General features: G+C 47.1%; 19 protein-coding genes. All 19 read left to right on the top strand.

The features are described from left to right. Positions 1 to 20 precede the first annotated feature (20 nt). The 19 genes from mtrB to ICW23_RS06015 all read left to right on the top strand — a co-directional run bounded on the left by mtrB (position 21) and on the right by ICW23_RS06015 (position 18,379). Positions 21 to 248 carry a trp RNA-binding attenuation protein MtrB gene (gene mtrB, locus ICW23_RS06105; protein WP_003153449.1) on the top strand — a complete coding sequence of 76 codons (228 nt, stop codon included), beginning with the start codon at positions 21 to 23 and terminating at the stop codon, positions 246 to 248. A 156-nt stretch (positions 249 to 404) separates the two neighbouring features. Further along, positions 405 to 1,160: a heptaprenyl diphosphate synthase component 1 gene (hepS, locus tag ICW23_RS06100; RefSeq protein ID WP_016939105.1), complete on the top strand. Its 756-nt coding sequence runs from the start codon at positions 405 to 407 to the stop codon at positions 1,158 to 1,160. 5 nt (positions 1,161 to 1,165) lie between these two features. Further along, positions 1,166 to 1,867, top strand: coding sequence for a demethylmenaquinone methyltransferase (gene menG / locus ICW23_RS06095; protein WP_045925472.1), 702 nt, complete (start codon positions 1,166 to 1,168; stop codon positions 1,865 to 1,867). A 28-nt stretch (positions 1,868 to 1,895) separates the two neighbouring features. Beyond that, the gene (gene hepT / locus ICW23_RS06090; protein ID WP_016939103.1) at positions 1,896 to 2,858 is read left to right on the top strand and encodes a heptaprenyl diphosphate synthase component II; all 963 of its coding nucleotides are present in this window, start codon (positions 1,896 to 1,898) and stop codon (positions 2,856 to 2,858) included. 119 nt (positions 2,859 to 2,977) lie between these two features. Continuing rightward, complete coding sequence (gene ndk, locus ICW23_RS06085) at positions 2,978 to 3,424, top strand: nucleoside-diphosphate kinase (RefSeq protein WP_003153455.1); 447 nt, start codon at positions 2,978 to 2,980, stop codon at positions 3,422 to 3,424. A gap of 189 nt (positions 3,425 to 3,613) precedes the next feature. Beyond that, the gene (locus tag ICW23_RS06080; protein ID WP_047475719.1) at positions 3,614 to 4,384 is read left to right on the top strand and encodes a CheR family methyltransferase; all 771 of its coding nucleotides are present in this window, start codon (positions 3,614 to 3,616) and stop codon (positions 4,382 to 4,384) included. A gap of 71 nt (positions 4,385 to 4,455) precedes the next feature. Then, complete coding sequence (aroC, locus tag ICW23_RS06075) at positions 4,456 to 5,628, top strand: chorismate synthase (RefSeq protein ID WP_016939101.1); 1,173 nt, start codon at positions 4,456 to 4,458, stop codon at positions 5,626 to 5,628. Next, a complete protein-coding gene (gene aroB / locus ICW23_RS06070) occupies positions 5,628 to 6,716 on the top strand; it encodes a 3-dehydroquinate synthase (RefSeq protein ID WP_016939100.1) in 1,089 nt (362 codons plus the stop codon). Before aroC ends, aroB begins: the two co-directional genes overlap by 1 nt. Continuing rightward, the gene (gene aroH / locus ICW23_RS06065) at positions 6,713 to 7,096 is read left to right on the top strand and encodes a chorismate mutase (RefSeq protein WP_045510999.1); all 384 of its coding nucleotides are present in this window, start codon (positions 6,713 to 6,715) and stop codon (positions 7,094 to 7,096) included. Before aroB ends, aroH begins: the two co-directional genes overlap by 4 nt. Before the next feature lie 224 nt (positions 7,097 to 7,320). Next, positions 7,321 to 8,868: an anthranilate synthase component I gene (trpE, locus tag ICW23_RS06060; RefSeq protein WP_188154173.1), complete on the top strand. Its 1,548-nt coding sequence runs from the start codon at positions 7,321 to 7,323 to the stop codon at positions 8,866 to 8,868. Further along, complete coding sequence (gene trpD / locus ICW23_RS06055) at positions 8,840 to 9,856, top strand: anthranilate phosphoribosyltransferase (RefSeq protein WP_045925470.1); 1,017 nt, start codon at positions 8,840 to 8,842, stop codon at positions 9,854 to 9,856. Before trpE ends, trpD begins: the two co-directional genes overlap by 29 nt. Further along, positions 9,849 to 10,601: an indole-3-glycerol phosphate synthase TrpC gene (gene trpC / locus ICW23_RS06050; protein ID WP_045925469.1), complete on the top strand. Its 753-nt coding sequence runs from the start codon at positions 9,849 to 9,851 to the stop codon at positions 10,599 to 10,601. The genes trpD and trpC overlap by 8 nt, the downstream gene beginning before the upstream one ends. 4 nt (positions 10,602 to 10,605) lie before the next feature. Continuing rightward, positions 10,606 to 11,259, top strand: coding sequence for a phosphoribosylanthranilate isomerase (locus ICW23_RS06045; protein WP_016939095.1), 654 nt, complete (start codon positions 10,606 to 10,608; stop codon positions 11,257 to 11,259). After that, on the top strand, positions 11,240 to 12,442 hold the full coding sequence (gene trpB, locus ICW23_RS06040) for a tryptophan synthase subunit beta (RefSeq protein ID WP_016939094.1): 1,203 nt from the start codon (positions 11,240 to 11,242) through the stop codon (positions 12,440 to 12,442). Before ICW23_RS06045 ends, trpB begins: the two co-directional genes overlap by 20 nt. After that, a complete protein-coding gene (gene trpA / locus ICW23_RS06035; protein ID WP_016939093.1) occupies positions 12,435 to 13,232 on the top strand; it encodes a tryptophan synthase subunit alpha in 798 nt (265 codons plus the stop codon). The genes trpB and trpA overlap by 8 nt, the downstream gene beginning before the upstream one ends. 11 nt (positions 13,233 to 13,243) lie before the next feature. Beyond that, positions 13,244 to 14,326: a histidinol-phosphate transaminase gene (gene hisC / locus ICW23_RS06030; protein WP_016939092.1), complete on the top strand. Its 1,083-nt coding sequence runs from the start codon at positions 13,244 to 13,246 to the stop codon at positions 14,324 to 14,326. Between the two features lie 51 nt (positions 14,327 to 14,377). Beyond that, positions 14,378 to 15,493, top strand: coding sequence for a prephenate dehydrogenase (locus tag ICW23_RS06025; protein ID WP_029575377.1), 1,116 nt, complete (start codon positions 14,378 to 14,380; stop codon positions 15,491 to 15,493). Positions 15,494 to 15,504: 11 nt separating this feature from the next. Then, positions 15,505 to 16,791 (top strand): 3-phosphoshikimate 1-carboxyvinyltransferase, encoded by a 1,287-nt coding sequence (gene aroA / locus ICW23_RS06020; protein WP_016939090.1) that lies wholly within the window; start codon positions 15,505 to 15,507, stop codon positions 16,789 to 16,791. Positions 16,792 to 17,107: 316 nt separating this feature from the next. After that, positions 17,108 to 18,379, top strand: coding sequence for a tetratricopeptide repeat protein (locus ICW23_RS06015; protein WP_045927200.1), 1,272 nt, complete (start codon positions 17,108 to 17,110; stop codon positions 18,377 to 18,379). Positions 18,380 to 18,452 lie beyond the last annotated feature (73 nt).

Raw genomic sequence — 18,452 nt, 5'->3', positions numbered from 1 at the left:
TTATGATAGAGGGTGCAGATATGAATTCAAAGCATTCAAGTGATTTTGTCGTCATTAAAGCGGTCGAGGACGGTGTGAACGTCATCGGTTTAACGAGAGGAACGGATACGAAATTCCACCATTCTGAAAAGCTGGACAAAGGTGAAGTGATTATCGCTCAGTTTACAGAGCATACTTCAGCCATCAAAGTGAGGGGCAACGCCCTCATCCAGACCGCTTACGGAGAAATGAACAGCGAAAAAAAATAAGCCGGCTGTTTCCCGCTTTTGCCAAATGCCCGCAAACGGCGGGAGAATACAGCCAATTTCTTTTTTTTATGCTATAATGATACCTGCGTATAATAATGACGAGTAAATCTCATACATATTAGAATAAATGTGAATTTGGGGACAAGGGTGATATTTTTGCAAGACATCTACGGAACTTTAGCGAATTTAAATACGAAATTAAAACAAAAGCTGTCTCATCCTTATTTAGCGAAACATATTTCTGCGCCGAAAATCGATGAGGATAAGCTTCTTCTTTTTCACGCTTTGTTTGAAGAGGCGGACATTAAGAACAACGACAGAGAAAATTACATAGTAACTGCGATGCTTGTCCAAAGCGCCCTTGATACCCACGATGAAGTGACAACAGCCAGAGCGTTAAAGCGAGACGAAAATAAAAACCGGCAGCTCACCGTACTTGCCGGCGACTATTTCAGCGGATTGTATTATTCGCTTTTATCTGAAATGAAGGATATCTATATGATCCGGACGCTCGCTACGGCAATTAAAGAAATCAATGAGCATAAAATCCGTCTGTACGATCGGTCTGTCAATGACTTGAACCAATTGATCGAAAGCATGGCGATTGTGGAAGCGGCCCTGTTTCACAGAGTGTCAGACCACTTTAATCTTCCGCGCTGGAAAGAGCTGGCGAGTGATTTTTTTGTGTATAAGCGGCTGATGAACGGCAATGCTATATTTCTCGATGTCATCGGCAATATTGTAAAGTCAGGGAAATCAAAGGCTGAAATACTGGAAGAAAGCTTCCGAAAGGCGAAGCAAAGCATTGAAACGCTGCTGCCGCTCAACTCACCAATCCAAAATCTAATGCTGAACCGGCTTAAAGCGATCAGCCAAGACAAAACATATCATCAGAAAGTGGAAGAAGGGTAATCAACATGCAGGAGTCAAAAGAACAGCGCGTACACGGCGTGTTTGAAAAAATCTATAAAAATTATGACCAAATGAACTCTGTCATCAGTTTTCAGCAGCATAAAAAATGGCGCGACAAAACGATGCAGATCATGAATGTGCAAGAAGGCGCAAAAGCGCTTGACGTCTGCTGCGGGACGGCTGACTGGACGATTGCCCTCGCAGAAGCTGCCGGAAAAAGCGGCGAAATCAAAGGGCTGGATTTCAGCAAAAATATGCTGAGCATCGGCGAGAAAAAAGTAAAAGAGGGCGGTTACAGCCAAATTGAGCTTTTGCACGGAAACGCAATGGAGCTTCCTTTCGCTGATGATTCTTTTGATTTTGTCACCATCGGCTTCGGACTCCGGAACGTTCCCGACTATCTGACCGTGCTGAAAGAAATGCGGCGCGTCGTCAAACCGGGCGGACAGGTCGTATGCCTGGAAACATCCCAGCCGGAAATGATCGGTTTCAGACAGGCATATTTTCTTTATTTTAAATACATCATGCCTTTCTTCGGAAAAATGTTTGCGAAGAGCTATAAAGAATATTCTTGGCTTCAAGAATCAGCAAGAGAATTTCCCGGTATGAAAGAGCTTGCGCGTCTGTTTGAAGAAGCGGGCCTGACGAATGTCAAATACCATTCGTTTACCGGCGGAGTGGCCGCTACGCATATCGGCTGGAAATGATGAATATACAGATGTTTGGGTGAATGATATGAAATTTAAAATGGCCTATTCTTTTTTAAATGATGATATTGATGTGATCGAAAGGGAGCTTGAGCAGACGGTACGGTCTGACTATCCCTTGCTGAGTGAAGCCGGGCTCCATCTGCTTCAGGCAGGAGGCAAGCGGATCCGTCCTGTTTTCGTATTGCTTTCCGGCATGTTCGGCGACTATGACATTAATAAAATAAAATATGTTGCGGTGACGCTGGAAATGATTCATATGGCGTCCCTCGTGCATGACGACGTCATTGATGACGCCGAGCTGCGGAGAGGAAAGCCGACCATTAAAGCCAAATGGGACAACCGCATCGCCATGTATACCGGTGATTATATGCTTGCGGGCTCGCTTGAGATGATGACGAGACTGGATGAGCCGAAAGCCCACCGGATCCTGTCCAAAACCATCGTAGAAGTATGCCTCGGAGAAATTGAACAGATCAAAGATAAATATAATATGGAACAAAACCTCAGAACCTATTTACGCCGCATCAAACGGAAAACGGCGCTTCTTATCGCCGTCAGCTGCCAGCTCGGCGCCATCGCTTCAGGAGCTGATGAAAAGATTCATAAAGCATTATATTGGTTCGGCTATTACGTGGGCATGTCCTACCAGATTATTGATGATATCCTTGATTTCACTTCAACGGAAGAGGAGCTGGGAAAACCGGTCGGAGGAGATCTGCTGCAAGGAAACGTCACTCTGCCCGTTTTGTACGCGCTGCGTCAGCCTGAATTGAAAAATCAGCTGAAATTAATTAACAGCGAAACAACACAGGAGCAGCTCGCCCCCATTATTGAAAATATTAAACGCACAGATGCGATTGAAAAATCAATGGCCGTCAGTGACAGATACTTAAAAAAAGCGTTTGAAAAGCTGAATACGCTGCCGAGGGGACGTGCGCGTTCATCATTGGCCGCCATTGCCAAATATATCGGCAAACGGAAATTTTAACTCCTTTTACGAACAAGATGTGAACATTCTCCGCCCTGGATTGATTAATTGTCAGAAAGATGTTACGATTTCGGTGTGCAACTTGAAAGCCTATACATAATGATGGGGTGGAGAATCTTATGGAAAAAACTTTTATCATGGTAAAACCGGACGGCGTACAGCGCCAGCTGATCGGAGAGATTTTATCGAGATTTGAGCGTAAGGGCTTACAATTGGCAGGAGCCAAGCTGATGCAAGTTTCAGAACAGATGGCTGAAAACCATTATGCTGAACATAAAGGGAAACCGTTTTTCGGTGAGCTTGTGGAATTTATTACATCTGGACCCGTATTTGCAATGGTATGGGAAGGGGAAAATGTAGTAGAGATCACAAGACAGCTGATCGGAAAAACAAACCCGAAAGACGCACTGCCAGGCACGATTCGCGGTGACTACGGCATGTTTGTCGGCAAAAATATCATTCACGGTTCAGACTCCTTAGAAAGCGCTGAACGGGAAATTGACATTTTCTTTAAACAGGAAGAGCTTGTACCGTATCAAAAATTAATGGCCGACTGGGTGTACTAAGCCGTCAGCCTTTCTTTTTCTCTTGTTATGAAAAGGTTTACATATTTTAAGAAAGACAGAGGCTTCGCTGCCCTGTCTTTTCATTTCTCACAAATCAGCCTGCGGGCTGATTTTTTTATTGAAATCGTACAAATTAGAAAGAAAACAGGCTATACTAGGACAAAAGACAGCGAGATTGGGAGAGAAGCAATGGAGCCTTACGACATTTTTATCACCAAGTGGAAGAAAATAACCGGTGTTGATTTATCTTTATACAAAGAAGCACAAATGAAAAGGCGGCTGACGTCCCTTTATGAAAAAAAGGGATTCAAAGATTTTCAGGAATTTGCCGCCGCTTTGGAGAAAGACAAGCTTTTATTAAATGAAACATTGGACAGGATGACAATCAATGTTTCTGAATTTTACCGAAATTATAAACGATGGGAAGTTCTTGAAACCTCAATTCTTCCGTTAATAAAGCATAACAAACCGTTAAAAATATGGAGTGCGGCCTGTTCAACGGGGGAGGAACCCTATACCTTGGCCATGATTCTCAATCAGCAGGCGGGTTTGGCCGGCTTTGATATATTGGCGACAGATATTGATGAAAAGGCGCTCGGCAAAGCCAAGCGGGGCATCTATCAGGAGCGGTCTCTGCAAGAGGTGCCGGCTTCTATAAAAAGCCGCTATTTCACCAAGCAGGCTGACAACAGCTATCAAGTAAAACAAGAGATTCAGAAAAACATCCGGTTTAAGCGGCATAACCTGCTTGCCGACAGCTATGAACAGGATTTTGATCTGATCGTCTGCCGCAATGTTTTTATTTATTTTACTGAAAAAGCGAAAGAAGAGCTGTATGTGAAAATGGCGGACAGCCTGAAAAAGAACGGAATTCTGTTTGTCGGAAGCACAGAACAAATTTTCAGCCCGGAAAAATTCGGCCTTGAAAGCACCGATACATTTTTTTATCAAAAAAGATAGAAGACATTTTATGAAAACTTGTGTTATAGTTTTACTTAAAAGCGTTAATGTGATGAAGGGAGAAGAACGAAATGAGATACTTAACAGCCGGAGAATCACACGGTCCGCAGCTGACGACCATTATAGAAGGTGTGCCTGCGGGGCTTTATATAACTGAGGAAGACATTAATTTTGAGCTTGCCAGACGCCAAAAAGGGCACGGGCGCGGACGGCGCATGCAGATTGAAACGGACAGAGCGAAGATTACGAGCGGCGTGCGGCATGCCCGGACACTCGGTTCACCCATTGCGCTCGTTGTAGAAAATAAAGACTGGACCCACTGGACAAAAATTATGGGTGCCGCACCGATTACAGAAGAAGAAGAAAGTGAAATGAAACGCCAGATCTCAAGACCGAGACCGGGGCACGCGGATTTAAACGGCGCCATTAAGTACAATCACCGCGATATGAGAAATGTGTTAGAACGATCTTCCGCGCGTGAGACAACGGTTCGCGTGGCTGCCGGAGCCGTCGCTAAAAAGATTTTAGCGGAGCTTGGCATTACAGTGGCCGGACATGTTTTGCAAATCGGCGGGGTAAAAGCCGAGAAGACCGCCTACACATCCATTGAAGATCTCAAGCGGGTAACGGAAGAATCACCGGTCAGATGCTACGATGAAGAAGCAGGCCGGCAAATGATGGCAGCCATTGATGAAGCGAAGGCAAACGGCGACTCAATCGGCGGAATCGTTGAAGTGATTGTCGAAGGCATGCCGGTCGGTGTCGGAAGCTATGTCCATTATGACCGTAAACTGGACAGCAAGCTCGCCGCTGCCGTTCTGTCGATCAATGCTTTTAAAGGGGTCGAGTTCGGCATCGGTTTTGAAGCGGCCGGCAAAAACGGCAGTGATGTTCATGATGAAATCGTGTGGGATGAAGAGAAAGGCTACACACGCGCCACAAATAGGCTCGGAGGATTAGAAGGCGGTATGTCGACAGGAATGCCGATTGTCGTCCGCGGTGTTATGAAACCGATCCCGACTTTATATAAGCCGCTGAAAAGCGTTGATATTGAAACGAAAGAGCCGTTCTCAGCGAGCATTGAACGTTCAGACAGCTGCGCGGTTCCTGCGGCAAGCGTCGTGGCTGAAGCGGCAGTGGCCTGGGAAATCGCAAATGCCGTCGTAGAACAATTCGGCCTTGACCAGATCGACCGCATTAAAGAAAATGTTGAAAACATGAAGAAACTATCGAGGGAATTCTAATGAAGGAGCTTGAGGTTCGGACGGCTTCCTCCGCATATCCCGTGTATATCGGTGAAGGCATCAGGAAACAGGCCGCTGCACTTTTGACTTCACTGAACAGGCCGCTGACAAAAATCCTGCTCGTCATCGACGCTGAAGTCGACCGGCTTTACGGTGATGAGATGTTCCGGCTTCTAAACGAAACATGGCCCGTAAAAAAAGTGATCGTCCCGAGCGGAGAAGAAGCGAAGTCTCTGAAAGAGTATGAACGGATTCAATCGGAAGCGATCGCTTTCCATATGGACCGCTCTTCATGTATGATCGCCTTCGGAGGCGGTGTGACGGGTGATTTGGCCGGCTTTTGCGCAGCGACTTTTATGCGCGGAATTGATTTCATCCAAATGCCGACGACACTGCTTGCCCATGACAGCGCGGTCGGCGGCAAGGTGGCCGTCAATCATAAACTCGGAAAGAATTTAATCGGAGCGTTCTATCAGCCGAAAGCGGTGATTTATGATACGGAGCTTCTGAAAACCCTGCCGGAACAAGAGCTGAGATCGGGTATGGCTGAGGTGATAAAACATGCGTTTATCGCCGATCACGCTTTTTTAGAAAAGCTTCTCACGCTTGATACGTTAAACGGACTGACAAGCGCTGAGCTGAATGAAATGATTTATAAAGGAATCTCAATCAAATCGGCCGTTGTGCGTGAAGACGAAAAGGAAGAGGGGATAAGAGCTTTTCTGAATTTCGGACATACGCTTGGCCACGCCGTTGAGGCGGAATACGGCTACGGCCGGATTACACATGGAGATGCGGTCGCCCTCGGCATGCAGTTTGCCCTTTACGTGAGTGAACAAGTTGCGGGATGCAAGATGAACAGAAAAGAACTCACGCAATGGCTGATTGGGCTCGGCTACCCGGGAAGCATCAGACAAGATATTGCAACATCGGTTCTCTCCGCCCGGATGATGAATGACAAAAAAACGCGCGGAGGCATGACTCAGTTCATCGTATTGAAGGAATTAGGCGAAGCGCAGGACTGTATGCTTTCAAAAGATGAGCTTGAAAATTTGCTGAACAAATGGCGAATGGAGGAAACAGCATGATGATACGCGGCATTCGCGGAGCAACAACGGTGGAACAAGACACCGAACAAGAAATTTTAGAAAAAACACAGCAGCTGCTTGAAAAAATCATTGAACAAAATGGATGCAAGCCGGAAGACGTCGTGCAGATCCTGTTATCCGCCACGCCTGACATCCATTCCGTATTTCCGGCAAAAGCGGTCCGCCGCCTTTCCGGGTGGCAGTACGTCCCGGTAACATGCATGCAGGAAATGGATGTCGCAGGCGCTTTGAAAAAGTGTATCCGTGTCCTGATGACGGTTCAGACGGATACGCCTCAAGATGAAATCAAGCATGTCTATTTAGAAAAAGCCGTTGTGTTAAGACCGGATTTATCATTGACAAAAAATACTGACATGTAATACGATAAAAAAAGCTTAGAAATACACAAGAGTGTGTATAAAGCTTAGAAGTCAGTTGATGAAACAGTTGAGTTTAGAATAGGGTAGCAGAGAATGAGTTTAGCTGAGCTGAGATAAACACGTTTTTATTCTGCCCAAAAGAAGCCTTTCTTTTGGGTTTATTTCTTATACGCAAGACCCCTCTCACTCCTCATCTCATTCTCCTTACCGTAAGGAGGAGAATCATGAATTTACAATCGGATGTTTCTTTATTTTTAAAGGACAGTCTGACACACCGCACCATTCCAATCGCAGAGACTTTTACGGTCGATACGATCACGCCCATTCAGATGGTTGAAAAACTGGACAGAAACATTACGTATTTGCTGGAAAGCAAGGATGAGTCGTCAAGCTGGTCAAGATACTCTTTTATCGGTCTCGATCCTTTTATCACGATTAAAGAGAGTCATCACACATTCACTGCCGTTGATCCGAAAGGGCTTACGCTGTTTGAAGCCGGAGATTTAAAAGCCGTGCTTGACTGGATGAATGAAAGCTTCCGCATTAAAACGCCAGAGCTTGATATCCCGTTTTCGGGAGGGGCGGTCGGTTATCTGAGCTATGACATGATTCCTTTAATTGAGCCTACCGTGCCAAGCCATGCAAAAGAAACAGATTTAGAAAAATGCATGCTGTTTGTCTGCCGGAAAATCATCGCCTACGACCATGAAACGAAACAAGTGCATTTCATTCAATATGCGGCGCTTAACGGCCGGGAGACGGAAGAAGAAAAACGGGCCGTTTTTAAAGAAAATTGCGCGGAGCTTTGCAAGCTTATCGGTATTTTGACAGAACCGAAGGAAATGAAAGAGCCGTTTTTTTCAAAAGGTACATTTGAAACACCGGGCTTTGCCAATGTGACATCCAATAATACGAAAGAAGAGTTTATGGCCGGCGTTAATAAACTGAAAGAATATATAAAAGCGGGAGATATTTTTCAAGGAGTGCTGTCGCAAAAGTTTGAGATCCCGGTATCCAGACATTCCTTTGAGCTGTACAGGGTGCTCCGCATCGTCAACCCTTCACCTTATATGTACTATATTAAACTGCCGGACAGAGACATTGTCGGGAGCTCGCCTGAACGCTTGATCCGTGTGCATGACAGGCATCTGGAAATACATCCGATCGCGGGAACGAGAAAAAGGGGAGCCGGAAAAGAAGAGGACGAACGCCTGAAAAAAGAGCTGATGAATGACGAAAAAGAAAAAGCTGAACATTACATGCTCGTCGATCTGGCGCGCAATGATATCGGCAGAGTCGCGGAGTATGGTTCCGTAACCGTTCCGGAATTCACGAAGATCGTTTCTTTTTCACATGTGATGCACATCATCTCCGTTGTAACCGGCCGTTTAAAACAGGGCGTCCATCCGGTTGATGCACTGATGTCGGCATTCCCGGCAGGAACACTCTCGGGCGCTCCAAAAATCCGCGCCATGCAGATTTTAAATGAATTAGAACCGACTTCCAGAGAAACTTACGGCGGATGTATCGCTTATATCGGATTTGACGGATCGATTGATTCTTGTATTACCATCCGCACCATGAGTGTCAAAAATGGTACGGCGTCGGTGCAGGCGGGCGCGGGAATAGTCGCTGATTCCGTCCCGGAAGCCGAATATGAAGAGAGCTGCAACAAAGCGGGGGCACTTTTAAAAACGATTCAAATCGCAGAAGACATCTTTTCTGGCGGGGAGGAGAAGACGGATGAACAAATTTCTGCAATCGTGCGTTAATGGCGGCACGCTGAAAACCGGAGAAGCCGAAAAGCTGATGGAAATGATGATGAGCGGAGACATGTCGCAGTCTGAAATCGGCGGAATCTTATCGGTATTAGCCCACCGCGGCGAAACGGCGGAGGAGCTCGCCGGATTTGTAAAAGTGATGCGGGCCCGTGCGCAGACGGCAGATGGCCTGGAGGATGTTGTTGATACGTGCGGAACAGGCGGAGACGGGATTTCTACGTTTAACATATCAACGGCAGCAGCGATTACAGCCTCTGCCGCCGGAGCCAAAGTTGCCAAGCACGGAAATCGTTCCGTGTCGTCTAAGAGCGGCAGCGCGGATGTGCTGGAAAAACTGGGTGTTTCCATTCAAGCCACCCCTGACAGTGTCAAACACAGTATTGAGACGAAGCAAATGGGTTTTTTGTTTGCCCCGCTGTTTCATTCGTCAATGAAGCACCTCGCCGCTGTGAGAAAAGAGCTGGGCTTCCGAACCGTGTTTAACCTGCTTGGCCCGCTCAGCAACCCGATGCAGGCGAAACGGCAGGTGATCGGCGTCTATTCATCTGAAAAAGCGCGCCTGATGGCAAGCGCTTTGGAACAATTTGAAGTCAGGCACGTCATGCTTGTGTCGGCGCGTGACGGGTTAGATGAACTGTCCGTCACAGCACCGACCGATGTCATTGAGCTGAAAAACGGTGAACGTCTGGAATATGCGGTATCACCTGAACAATTCGGTTTTAAAGAAGGTTCGCTGAAAGATATTCAAGTGAGCTCAGCGGAAGAAAGCGCGCATCTCATTCAGAATATTTTTGCAAATGAAGCTCCGTCGTCCGCTCTGCACATTACGGCCTTAAATGCGGGAGCGGCCATTTATACGGCAGGTCTCGCAAACGATCTGAAAGAAGGAGCAAAAATCGCTTTAGAAACGATTCAAAACGGAGATGCCAAAAGGCAGCTCGAACGTCTGAAACAGAAAGAGGAAGAATTATATGCTTGATCAAATCATTCAGCAGAAAAAAGAAGAAATCAAATCCATTGTGCTGCCGGAAACCTGTCAAATTGAACGGAGATCTTTTAAGGAAGCGCTCCTGAATCCGAACCGTTTTATCGGGCTGATTGCTGAAGTGAAAAAAGCTTCGCCGTCTAAAGGACTGATTAAAGAGCATTTTGTTCCGGAAGAGATTGCGGCAGATTATGAAGCAGCCAAAGCCGACGCCCTTTCTGTTCTGACGGATACCCGTTTTTTCCAGGGGAGAAATCACTTTTTGACAGATGTTAAAAAAAGCGTTTCTCTTCCCGTATTAAGAAAGGATTTTATTATTGACTCCCTGCAGGTGGAGGAATCGTACCGGCTCGGTGCTGATGCGATTTTACTGATCGGTGAAGCGCTGGAACCATCAAAGCTTTATGAGCTTTACCTGGAAGCACGTGAGAAGGGCATGGACGTTCTTGTGGAAGTCCATGATGAAACCGTGCTTGAACGAATTTTACAGGTGTTTCAGCCGGACATTCTCGGCATTAACAACCGGGACTTAAAAACGTTCCGTACTTCGGTTTCGCAAACGGAAAAAATAGCGCAGTTTGTGCCGGACGGCTGTCTGCTGGTCAGTGAAAGCGGGATCGGCTCTTTGGCTGACCTGCAATTCGTCAACAAGCACGGGGCGCAGGCTGTATTGATCGGAGAATCCTTAATGAGAGAGGATTCACAGCAAAAGGCGATCCGAGGGCTGTTCGGGGAGTGAGGGTATGAAAAAGCCTGAATTAAAGTACTGCGGAATACGATCGAAGCGTGATTATGAGCTTGCGGCAGCCTCAGAAGCGGATTACCTGGGATTTATTTTTGCCGCAAGCAAACGGAAGGTCACCCCGGCTGATGTCCGGAAATGGAAACAAGAGATCCGGACAGACAAGAAACATGTCGGAGTTTTTGTGAATGAAACGATAGAAAACATCGCGCAAACCGCTTCTGATCTGTCCCTTGACGTTATCCAGCTTCACGGTGATGAATCGCCTGAGGATGCCCGCCGTCTCCGTCCTCTTGTGCGTTCTGAGATATGGAAAGCGCTCCATCACGGAGAAAGCACGCTCCGTCAGATGGCTCAATTTGCATCTGCCGTCGACGGCTATGTCATTGATTCTTCAGTCAAAGGCATGAGGGGCGGCACGGGAATCGCGTTTTCGTGGAAGCGTGTCCCTTTGTACCGGGAGCAGGCTCAAAAAGCAAACAAGCGCTGTTTTATTGCGGGCGGCGTTAATCCTGAAACGATTACCGGCTTACTGAAATCACGCCCGTGCGGTATAGATCTTGCCAGCGGAATTGAAAAAAACGGACAAAAGGATCAAACACTGATCCGGCTTTTAGAAGAAAGGATGAACCATTATGTATCCATATCCAAATGAAATCGGAAGATACGGCGAATTTGGCGGCAAGTTTGTCCCTGAAACATTAATGCGGCCCCTCGAAGAAATCGAAACGGCTTTCAAAGAATTAAAGAATGATCCCGTTTTTCATGCCGAATATCAAAAACTATTGTTTGATTACTCAGGCAGACCGACGGCATTAACGTTTGCAGACAGGGTGTCGGAGTATTTGGGCGGGGCAAAAATCTATCTGAAAAGGGAAGATTTAAACCATACCGGTTCCCATAAAATAAACAACGCGTTAGGCCAGATTCTGCTTGCCAAAAAGATGGGCAAAACGAAAATCATTGCCGAAACCGGTGCGGGACAGCACGGTGTTGCCGCCGCGACAGCCGCCGCAAAATTCGGTTTTGAGTGCACGGTTTTTATGGGTGAAGAGGACGTTGCGCGCCAGTCGCTGAACGTATTCCGCATGAAGCTGCTCGGCGCAAAAGTGGTGCCGGTATCAAGCGGAAACGGCACGCTGAAAGATGCGACGAATGAGGCGATCAGATATTGGGTCCAGCATTGTGAAGATCATTTCTACCTAATCGGTTCTGTTGTAGGCCCGCATCCGTATCCTTACATCGTTCGCGAGTTTCAGAAAATCATCGGCGAGGAAGCGAAAGAACAGCTCCGCAAAGCCGAAGGAACGCTCCCGGATAAGGTTGTTGCATGTGTCGGCGGCGGAAGCAATGCGATGGGCATTTTTCAGGCCTTTTTAGACGAAGATACTGAGCTGATCGGCGCCGAGGCTGCCGGAAAAGGAATTGATACACCGCTGCATGCGGCAACGATCGCAAAAGGGAGGCTCGGGGTGATTCACGGTTCGATGACCTATTTAATACAAGATGCATACGGGCAGATTATCGAACCGTATTCCATTTCAGCAGGCCTTGATTACCCGGGGATCGGGCCGGAGCATGCCTATCTGCATAAAAGCGGCCGTGTAACGTACGAAAGTGTGACAGATGATGAAGCGATCGCCGCGCTGCGTCTGCTTTCTGAAACAGAAGGCATACTTCCGGCTATTGAATCTGCACACGCTTTAGCAAAAGCGTTTGAAATGGCAAAAGACATGGATAAAGATAAAATCATTCTCGTCAGTTTGTCGGGAAGAGGAGATAAAGACGTTCATACGCTGATGAATGTTTTGGAAAACGAGGTGGAGACACATGTTTAATCTGCATGATTCTGAAAAACTATTTATCCCTTTTATTACAGCTGGCGATCCGCTTCCTGACATTTCAGTTGAACTGGCAAAGTCATTGCAGAACGCAGGCGCCTCAGCCCTTGAAATCGGCGTCCCTTACACAGATCCGCTCGCCGACGGCCCGGTTATTCAGCGGGCTTCAAAACGGGCTCTGGAAAACGGAATGAATATCGTTAAAGCCATTGAACTTGGCGGCAAAATGAAAAAAAACGGCGTTCATATTCCAATTATCCTCTTTACGTATTATAATCCTGTGTTACAATTAGAAAAAGAACACTTTTTCGCTTTACTGCGGGAAAACGACATAGACGGTCTGCTTGTTCCGGATCTTCCGTTAGAGGAAAGCGCCCTTTTACAAAAGGCATGCAAAAAGGAGAACATCGCTTATATCTCGCTGGTTGCGCCGACAAGTGAAAACCGACTGAAAATAATTACTGAACAGGCCGGCGGCTTTGTGTACTGCGTATCCTCTTTAGGAGTGACAGGCGTACGCAGAGAATTCGATCCGTCTGTATACTCTTTTATCCGAAAAGTGAAAGAATTCAGCTCCGTTCCGGTTGCGGTCGGTTTTGGCATTTCAAGCCGCAGACAGGTTGAGGAGATGAATGAAATATCAGACGGTGTCGTTGTCGGAAGCGCGCTCGTTAAAAAAGTAGAAGAGCTTGAAACAAAGCTTGTGAACCCCGGCACAAGAGCCGATGCGCTTCTTGAATTTGAAGACTACGCAAAGACGTTCGGACGACTGTACAGTGTAAAATGAGGTGACTGGATTTGCAGATTAAAGAACAGCTGCGGCAGCTGAAACCGTATCAGCCGGGCAAACCAATAGAAGAAGTGAAAATGGAATACGGGCTTGAGAAAGTAGTGAAGCTCGCTTCTAACGAAAATCCGTTCGGCTGTTCACAGGCCGCTAAAGATGCGCTGCATCAGGAGATTGAGCAGCTCGCGCTGTATCCCGACGGTTACAGTGCCGCTTTGAGAACGCGGCTCAGTGAGCATCTGCAGGTCAGTGAATCTTCGATCATTTTCGGCAACGGCTCAGATGAGCTTGTGCAGATTATCTGCCGTTCTTTATTAAATGATCAGACAAACACGATTACCGCCGCTCCGACTTTTCCGCAATACAGACACAATGCGGTGATTGAGGGCGCTGAAGTGCGTGAAGTGCCGCTCCGCAGCGACGGTGCTCATGATTTGGATCGGATGCTGGAAGCAATTGACAGCAAGACGAAAGTCATATGGGTGTGCAATCCGAATAATCCGACGGGGACGTATACTTCGGAACGGGAATTAATTTCCTTTTTAGACAGAGTTCCTGAGGAAATCCTCGTTGTACTTGATGAAGCGTACTATGAGTATGTCACCGCCGAAGATTACCCTGAAAGCATTCCGCTTTTAAAGCAATATCCGAATGTCATGATCCTCCGCACATTTTCTAAAGCGTACGGACTTGCCGCGCTGCGCGTCGGATACGGCATTGCGGACAAAGCGCTGATCCGCCAGATTGAGCCGGCGAGAGAGCCGTTCAATACGAGCAGAATCGGTCAGGCTTCGGCACTGGCTGCGCTTGATGACCAGGCATTTATTAAGGAATGTGTCGAAAAAAATAAAGCCGGTCTTAAGCAGTATTATGATTTTGCCGAAACCCACGGTTTAACATGTTATCCTTCACAAACCAACTTTGTGCTCATTGATTTTAACCGCCCGGCAGATGAACTGTTCCAGGCCCTGCTGGAAAAAGGCTATATCGTCCGCTCGGGGCAGGCGCTCGGATTTCCGACAGCGTTAAGAATTACGGTCGGTACGAAAGAGCAAAATGAGGAAATTCTGACAATTTTAGCTGAAATATTATAAGAGGTGATCAAGCATCACCTCTTTGCTCTATTAAACTAGATGAAAAAGGAAATGAGTGAAATGAAGGATACTATATTGCTTGCGGGGATCGGGCTGATCGGCGGATCGATCGCATTGGCCATCAAAAAGGAGCATCCGCATAAACGGATTATCGGTGTGGATATTTCGGAAGAACAGCTCACTGCCGCGCTGAAGCTCGGGATTATTGACGAGCGGGCCGGCTCATTTACGGAAGGGGCGCAGCAAGCATCAGTTATCATTATCGCCACGCCCGTCGCCCAAACGCTGAAAATGCTTGATATGCTGGCCGCCTCGGGCATCACCCATGAACTCTTGATTACGGATGTGGGCAGCACAAAACAGAAAGTCGTCCGCTACGCCGACAAAGTGCTTCCGGCTCACTATCAATTTGTCGGAGGCCACCCGATGGCGGGGTCTCATAAATCAGGGGCAGCTGCCGCAAAAGAATTCTTATTCGAAAACGCGTTTTACATTTTAACACCGGGAAAATCAACTTCTAAACAGTCAGTAACGCATCTGAAGGAGCTTCTGAAAGCGGCAAACGCCCACTTTGTGGAGATGACGCCTGAGGAGCATGACGGCGTGACGAGCGTCATCAGTCATTTCCCTCATATCGTTGCTGCCAGTCTCGTACATCAGGCTCACCGTTCTGAAGAAGATTACCCGCTTTTGAAGCGTTTCGCGGCCGGCGGTTTCCGGGATATTACAAGAATAGCCTCCAGCAGTCCGGCGATGTGGAGAGACATTCTCCTTCACAACAAAGATAAACTGCTTGACCGCTTCAAAGAGTGGAAACGGGAGATTGACACGATCGAATCTTACGTAGAAAATGAAGATGCGGACAACCTGTTCGGTTACTTTAAAAAAGCGAAGGATTACCGCGACGGCCTGCCGATCCGTCAAAAAGGGGCGATCCCGTCCTTTTATGACCTTTATGTTGATGTACCCGATCATCCGGGGGTCATTTCGGAGGTTACGGCGATATTGGCTGATGAACAAATCAGCATCACCAACATCCGCATTATCGAAACGAGAGAAGATATTAACGGAATTCTGAGAATCAGTTTCCAGACGGATGATGACCGCAAGCGGGCGGAAATCTGCATTCAATCCCGCGCCAAATATGACACATTTTACGCTGACTGAGGTGGAAAACATTGAAAAGAGAAAAAGTGACATCTTTAAACGGTGAAATTCATATTCCGGGGGATAAATCCATCTCCCACCGTTCTGTTATGTTCGGAGCGCTTGCAGAAGGAACGACAACGGTAAAAAACTTTTTGCCGGGAGCCGATTGCCTGAGCACGATTGCCTGCTTCAGAAAAATGGGTGTCTCCATTGAACAGAACGGAAGTGATGTAACGATACACGGGAACGGCATTGACGCACTTTATGAGCCTGACAGCCTTCTTGATGTCGGAAATTCCGGCACGACCATCCGCCTGATGCTCGGCATTTTAGCCGGACGCCCATTTCACAGTACGGTAGCGGGCGATGAAAGTATTGCAAAGCGCCCGATGAAGAGGGTGACGGAGCCTTTAAAACAGATGGGTGCCGTGATTGACGGAAGAGCGGACGGAGAATTTACGCCGTTATCTGTAAGAGGCGGACAATTAAAAGGCATCGATTATGTGTCTCCCGTTGCAAGCGCGCAGATCAAATCTGCCGTGCTGCTTGCCGGATTACAGGCAGAAGGAACGACGACCGTTACCGAGCCTCATAAATCAAGAGATCATACAGAACGGATGCTGAACGCATTTGGCGCTGAGCTTGCGGAAACAGAGACGAGCGCTTCCGTAACTGGCGGTCAGCGGCTTCGGGCAGCTGATATTTTCGTACCTGGGGATATCTCTTCAGCGGCCTTTTTCCTCGCGGCCGGGGCTGCCGTTCCCGGAAGCCGGATTGTGCTGAAAAATGTCGGCCTGAACCCGACGCGCACAGGGATTATTGATGTCTTAAAGCAGATGGGGGCTTCACTCGAAGTCATTCCATCAGAAGCGGACAGCGCGGAGCCGTACGGAGATCTTGTTATCGAAACGTCAGCTCTGAAAGCAGCAGAAATCGGCGGAGAAATCATTCCCCGTTTAATTGACGAGATACCGATTATCGCCCTTTTGGCAACGCAGGCTGAAGGCACAACGGTCATTAAAGACGCGGCGGAGCTGAAAGTGAAGGAAACGAACCGGATCGACACCGTTGTATCAGAGCTCCGGAAAATCGGCGCAGACATTGAAGCGACTGAAGACGGCATGAAAATCCGCGGCAAAAAGACACTCGCGGGCGGCGTCAGTGTATCAAGCCACGGCGACCACCGCATCGGCATGATGCTCGGTATCGCCTCATGTCTGACGGAAGAGCCGATTGACATTCGTGATACAGATGCGATCCACGTCTCCTATCCGACATTCTTTGAGCATTTAGATCAATTAGCCAAAAAAGCCTGAAGACGATTCTTCGGGCTTTTTTCTTCGTGTGTCATAAAGTCTTGAGCTTTGACATAGCTTGTCTTAAACAGGAAAAATAACAGGAAGGGGGGATGCGTTTTCGTTACAGAAACAGCCGGATCACACCGCGCTGTTTGCGTATAAAGATGGCGTCCCCTTTTTTGCCGTTTTCCTCCTCTCCATTTTTTGATAAACTATAATGCCGGGTGAAGCATCTTATTTGCGGGCAGACCCTGTCTGAATTATGATAAGAATAACCCGAATAAACCCTTTTCATTGGTTGATGAGGTATAGGAAAAGAAAGGACCGGTCTGATTTGAATACATTGATTCAAGATGCCATAAAATTAGTTGAAGCAGGTGAAACCGAAAAGGGACTCGAAGCGCTTTCAAAAGCTGAAACGCAGCTTCATGACGAAGACAAAGCCATTGCAGCCCAGCTCTACTATGAATGGGGAAACGCAGAGAAAGCGTTAACGCTGATCAGTGATCTGCATGACCTTTATCCGGATGAGTCTGAGCTGACGAATTTTTACGCCGAATTGTTAATAGATATTGATGAAGAAGAAAAAGCTCTTGAGGTGCTGGAGACGATATCACCAGAAGACCCGTCTTACGCGGAAAGCCTTCTTTTGATGGCTGATCTGTATCAGATGCAGGGCTTATTTGAAGTAAGTGAGCAAAAGCTGTTACAGGCGAAAGCAATGTTAAAAGATGAACCTGTTATTGATTTTGCTCTGGGAGAATTGTACTTTACCCAAGGGTCATACGCAAAAGCCGTTCCCTATTACGAAGAGACGGCAAAAGAGCGGAACGAAATCGGCGGTGTAAATGTTCATCAAAGGCTGGCCGAGTCATTGAGCGCGGCGGGTGAATTTGAAGAAGCGATTTCATGGTATGAAAAAGCGGCAGCAGAACATACAGAACCGAATACGATTTTCGGGTACGGCTTCACAGCCTATCAGGCGGGAATGGTCAAAACCGCCATTAAGCAGCTTTCTGATTTAAAAGGGCTTGATCCTTCTTATTCATCGCTTTATATGCCGCTTGCAAAAAGCTACGAGGCAGAGGGCATGTATGAAGATGCATTAAAAACCGCTAAAGAAGGTATTACTTACGATGAATACAATAAAGAGCTTTTTCTCTATGCGGCGAAAATGGCGTTAAAGCTCGGGAACGAAGACGAAGGCAAAAAGCTTCTTCAGGAAGCGCTGGCGCTCGATCCAGGTTATGTGGAAGCGCTCCATACGCTTTTAGCCGTCTATCATAAAGAAGAAAGCTATGAAGAGATTATTGATCTGATTCAGGAAGTCCGCGGCTACGGCGAAGAAGATCCGAAATACAATTGGTATTTGGCGGGCGCCTATACGGGTCTGGAGCAATATGACGAAGCGAAAAAAAGCTTCGAAGCTGCGTACCTCCATTACCGGGAGGATCGGGATTTCTTATATGAATACGCTCACTTCTTATTGGAAGAGGGTCTCCAGAAAGAAGCGCTGCCGCTTTTAAAACAAGTGCTTTCAATGGATGGAACAAACGAAGAGCTTGAAGAAACAATCTTACGGATAGAGGACGAATTTTTGAAATAAGCAGGATTTTGAACCATGCTTGCTGAATGTATAAGTGATGTCAGATTATACGATCGATAGAGGAGGGAATTAC

This window comes from Bacillus sp. 1021 (assembly GCF_014534735.1).
Lineage (GTDB): Bacteria > Bacillota > Bacilli > Bacillales > Bacillaceae > Bacillus > Bacillus siamensis.
Note: the sequence above shows the minus strand (reverse complement) of the source record. Positions and strands in the feature narration are given on the sequence as shown.

What these genes read in the sequence shown, in the direction of transcription:
- trpD (WP_045925470.1), top strand. Translation starts at nt 8,840, where the DNA reads ATGAACAAATTTCTGCAATCGTGCGTTAATGGCGGCACGCTGAAAACC.
- aroC (WP_016939101.1), top strand. Translation starts at nt 4,456, where the DNA reads ATGAGATACTTAACAGCCGGAGAATCACACGGTCCGCAGCTGACGACC.
- ICW23_RS06045 (WP_016939095.1), top strand. Translation starts at nt 10,606, where the DNA reads ATGAAAAAGCCTGAATTAAAGTACTGCGGAATACGATCGAAGCGTGAT.
- aroH (WP_045510999.1), top strand. Translation starts at nt 6,713, where the DNA reads ATGATGATACGCGGCATTCGCGGAGCAACAACGGTGGAACAAGACACC.
- ICW23_RS06080 (WP_047475719.1), top strand. Translation starts at nt 3,614, where the DNA reads ATGGAGCCTTACGACATTTTTATCACCAAGTGGAAGAAAATAACCGGT.
- aroB (WP_016939100.1), top strand. Translation starts at nt 5,628, where the DNA reads ATGAAGGAGCTTGAGGTTCGGACGGCTTCCTCCGCATATCCCGTGTAT.
- mtrB (WP_003153449.1), top strand. Translation starts at nt 21, where the DNA reads ATGAATTCAAAGCATTCAAGTGATTTTGTCGTCATTAAAGCGGTCGAG.
- trpC (WP_045925469.1), top strand. Translation starts at nt 9,849, where the DNA reads ATGCTTGATCAAATCATTCAGCAGAAAAAAGAAGAAATCAAATCCATT.
- trpE (WP_188154173.1), top strand. Translation starts at nt 7,321, where the DNA reads ATGAATTTACAATCGGATGTTTCTTTATTTTTAAAGGACAGTCTGACA.
- trpB (WP_016939094.1), top strand. Translation starts at nt 11,240, where the DNA reads ATGTATCCATATCCAAATGAAATCGGAAGATACGGCGAATTTGGCGGC.
- menG (WP_045925472.1), top strand. Translation starts at nt 1,166, where the DNA reads ATGCAGGAGTCAAAAGAACAGCGCGTACACGGCGTGTTTGAAAAAATC.
- ICW23_RS06025 (WP_029575377.1), top strand. Translation starts at nt 14,378, where the DNA reads ATGAGTGAAATGAAGGATACTATATTGCTTGCGGGGATCGGGCTGATC.
- hepT (WP_016939103.1), top strand. Translation starts at nt 1,896, where the DNA reads ATGAAATTTAAAATGGCCTATTCTTTTTTAAATGATGATATTGATGTG.
- ndk (WP_003153455.1), top strand. Translation starts at nt 2,978, where the DNA reads ATGGAAAAAACTTTTATCATGGTAAAACCGGACGGCGTACAGCGCCAG.
- trpA (WP_016939093.1), top strand. Translation starts at nt 12,435, where the DNA reads ATGTTTAATCTGCATGATTCTGAAAAACTATTTATCCCTTTTATTACA.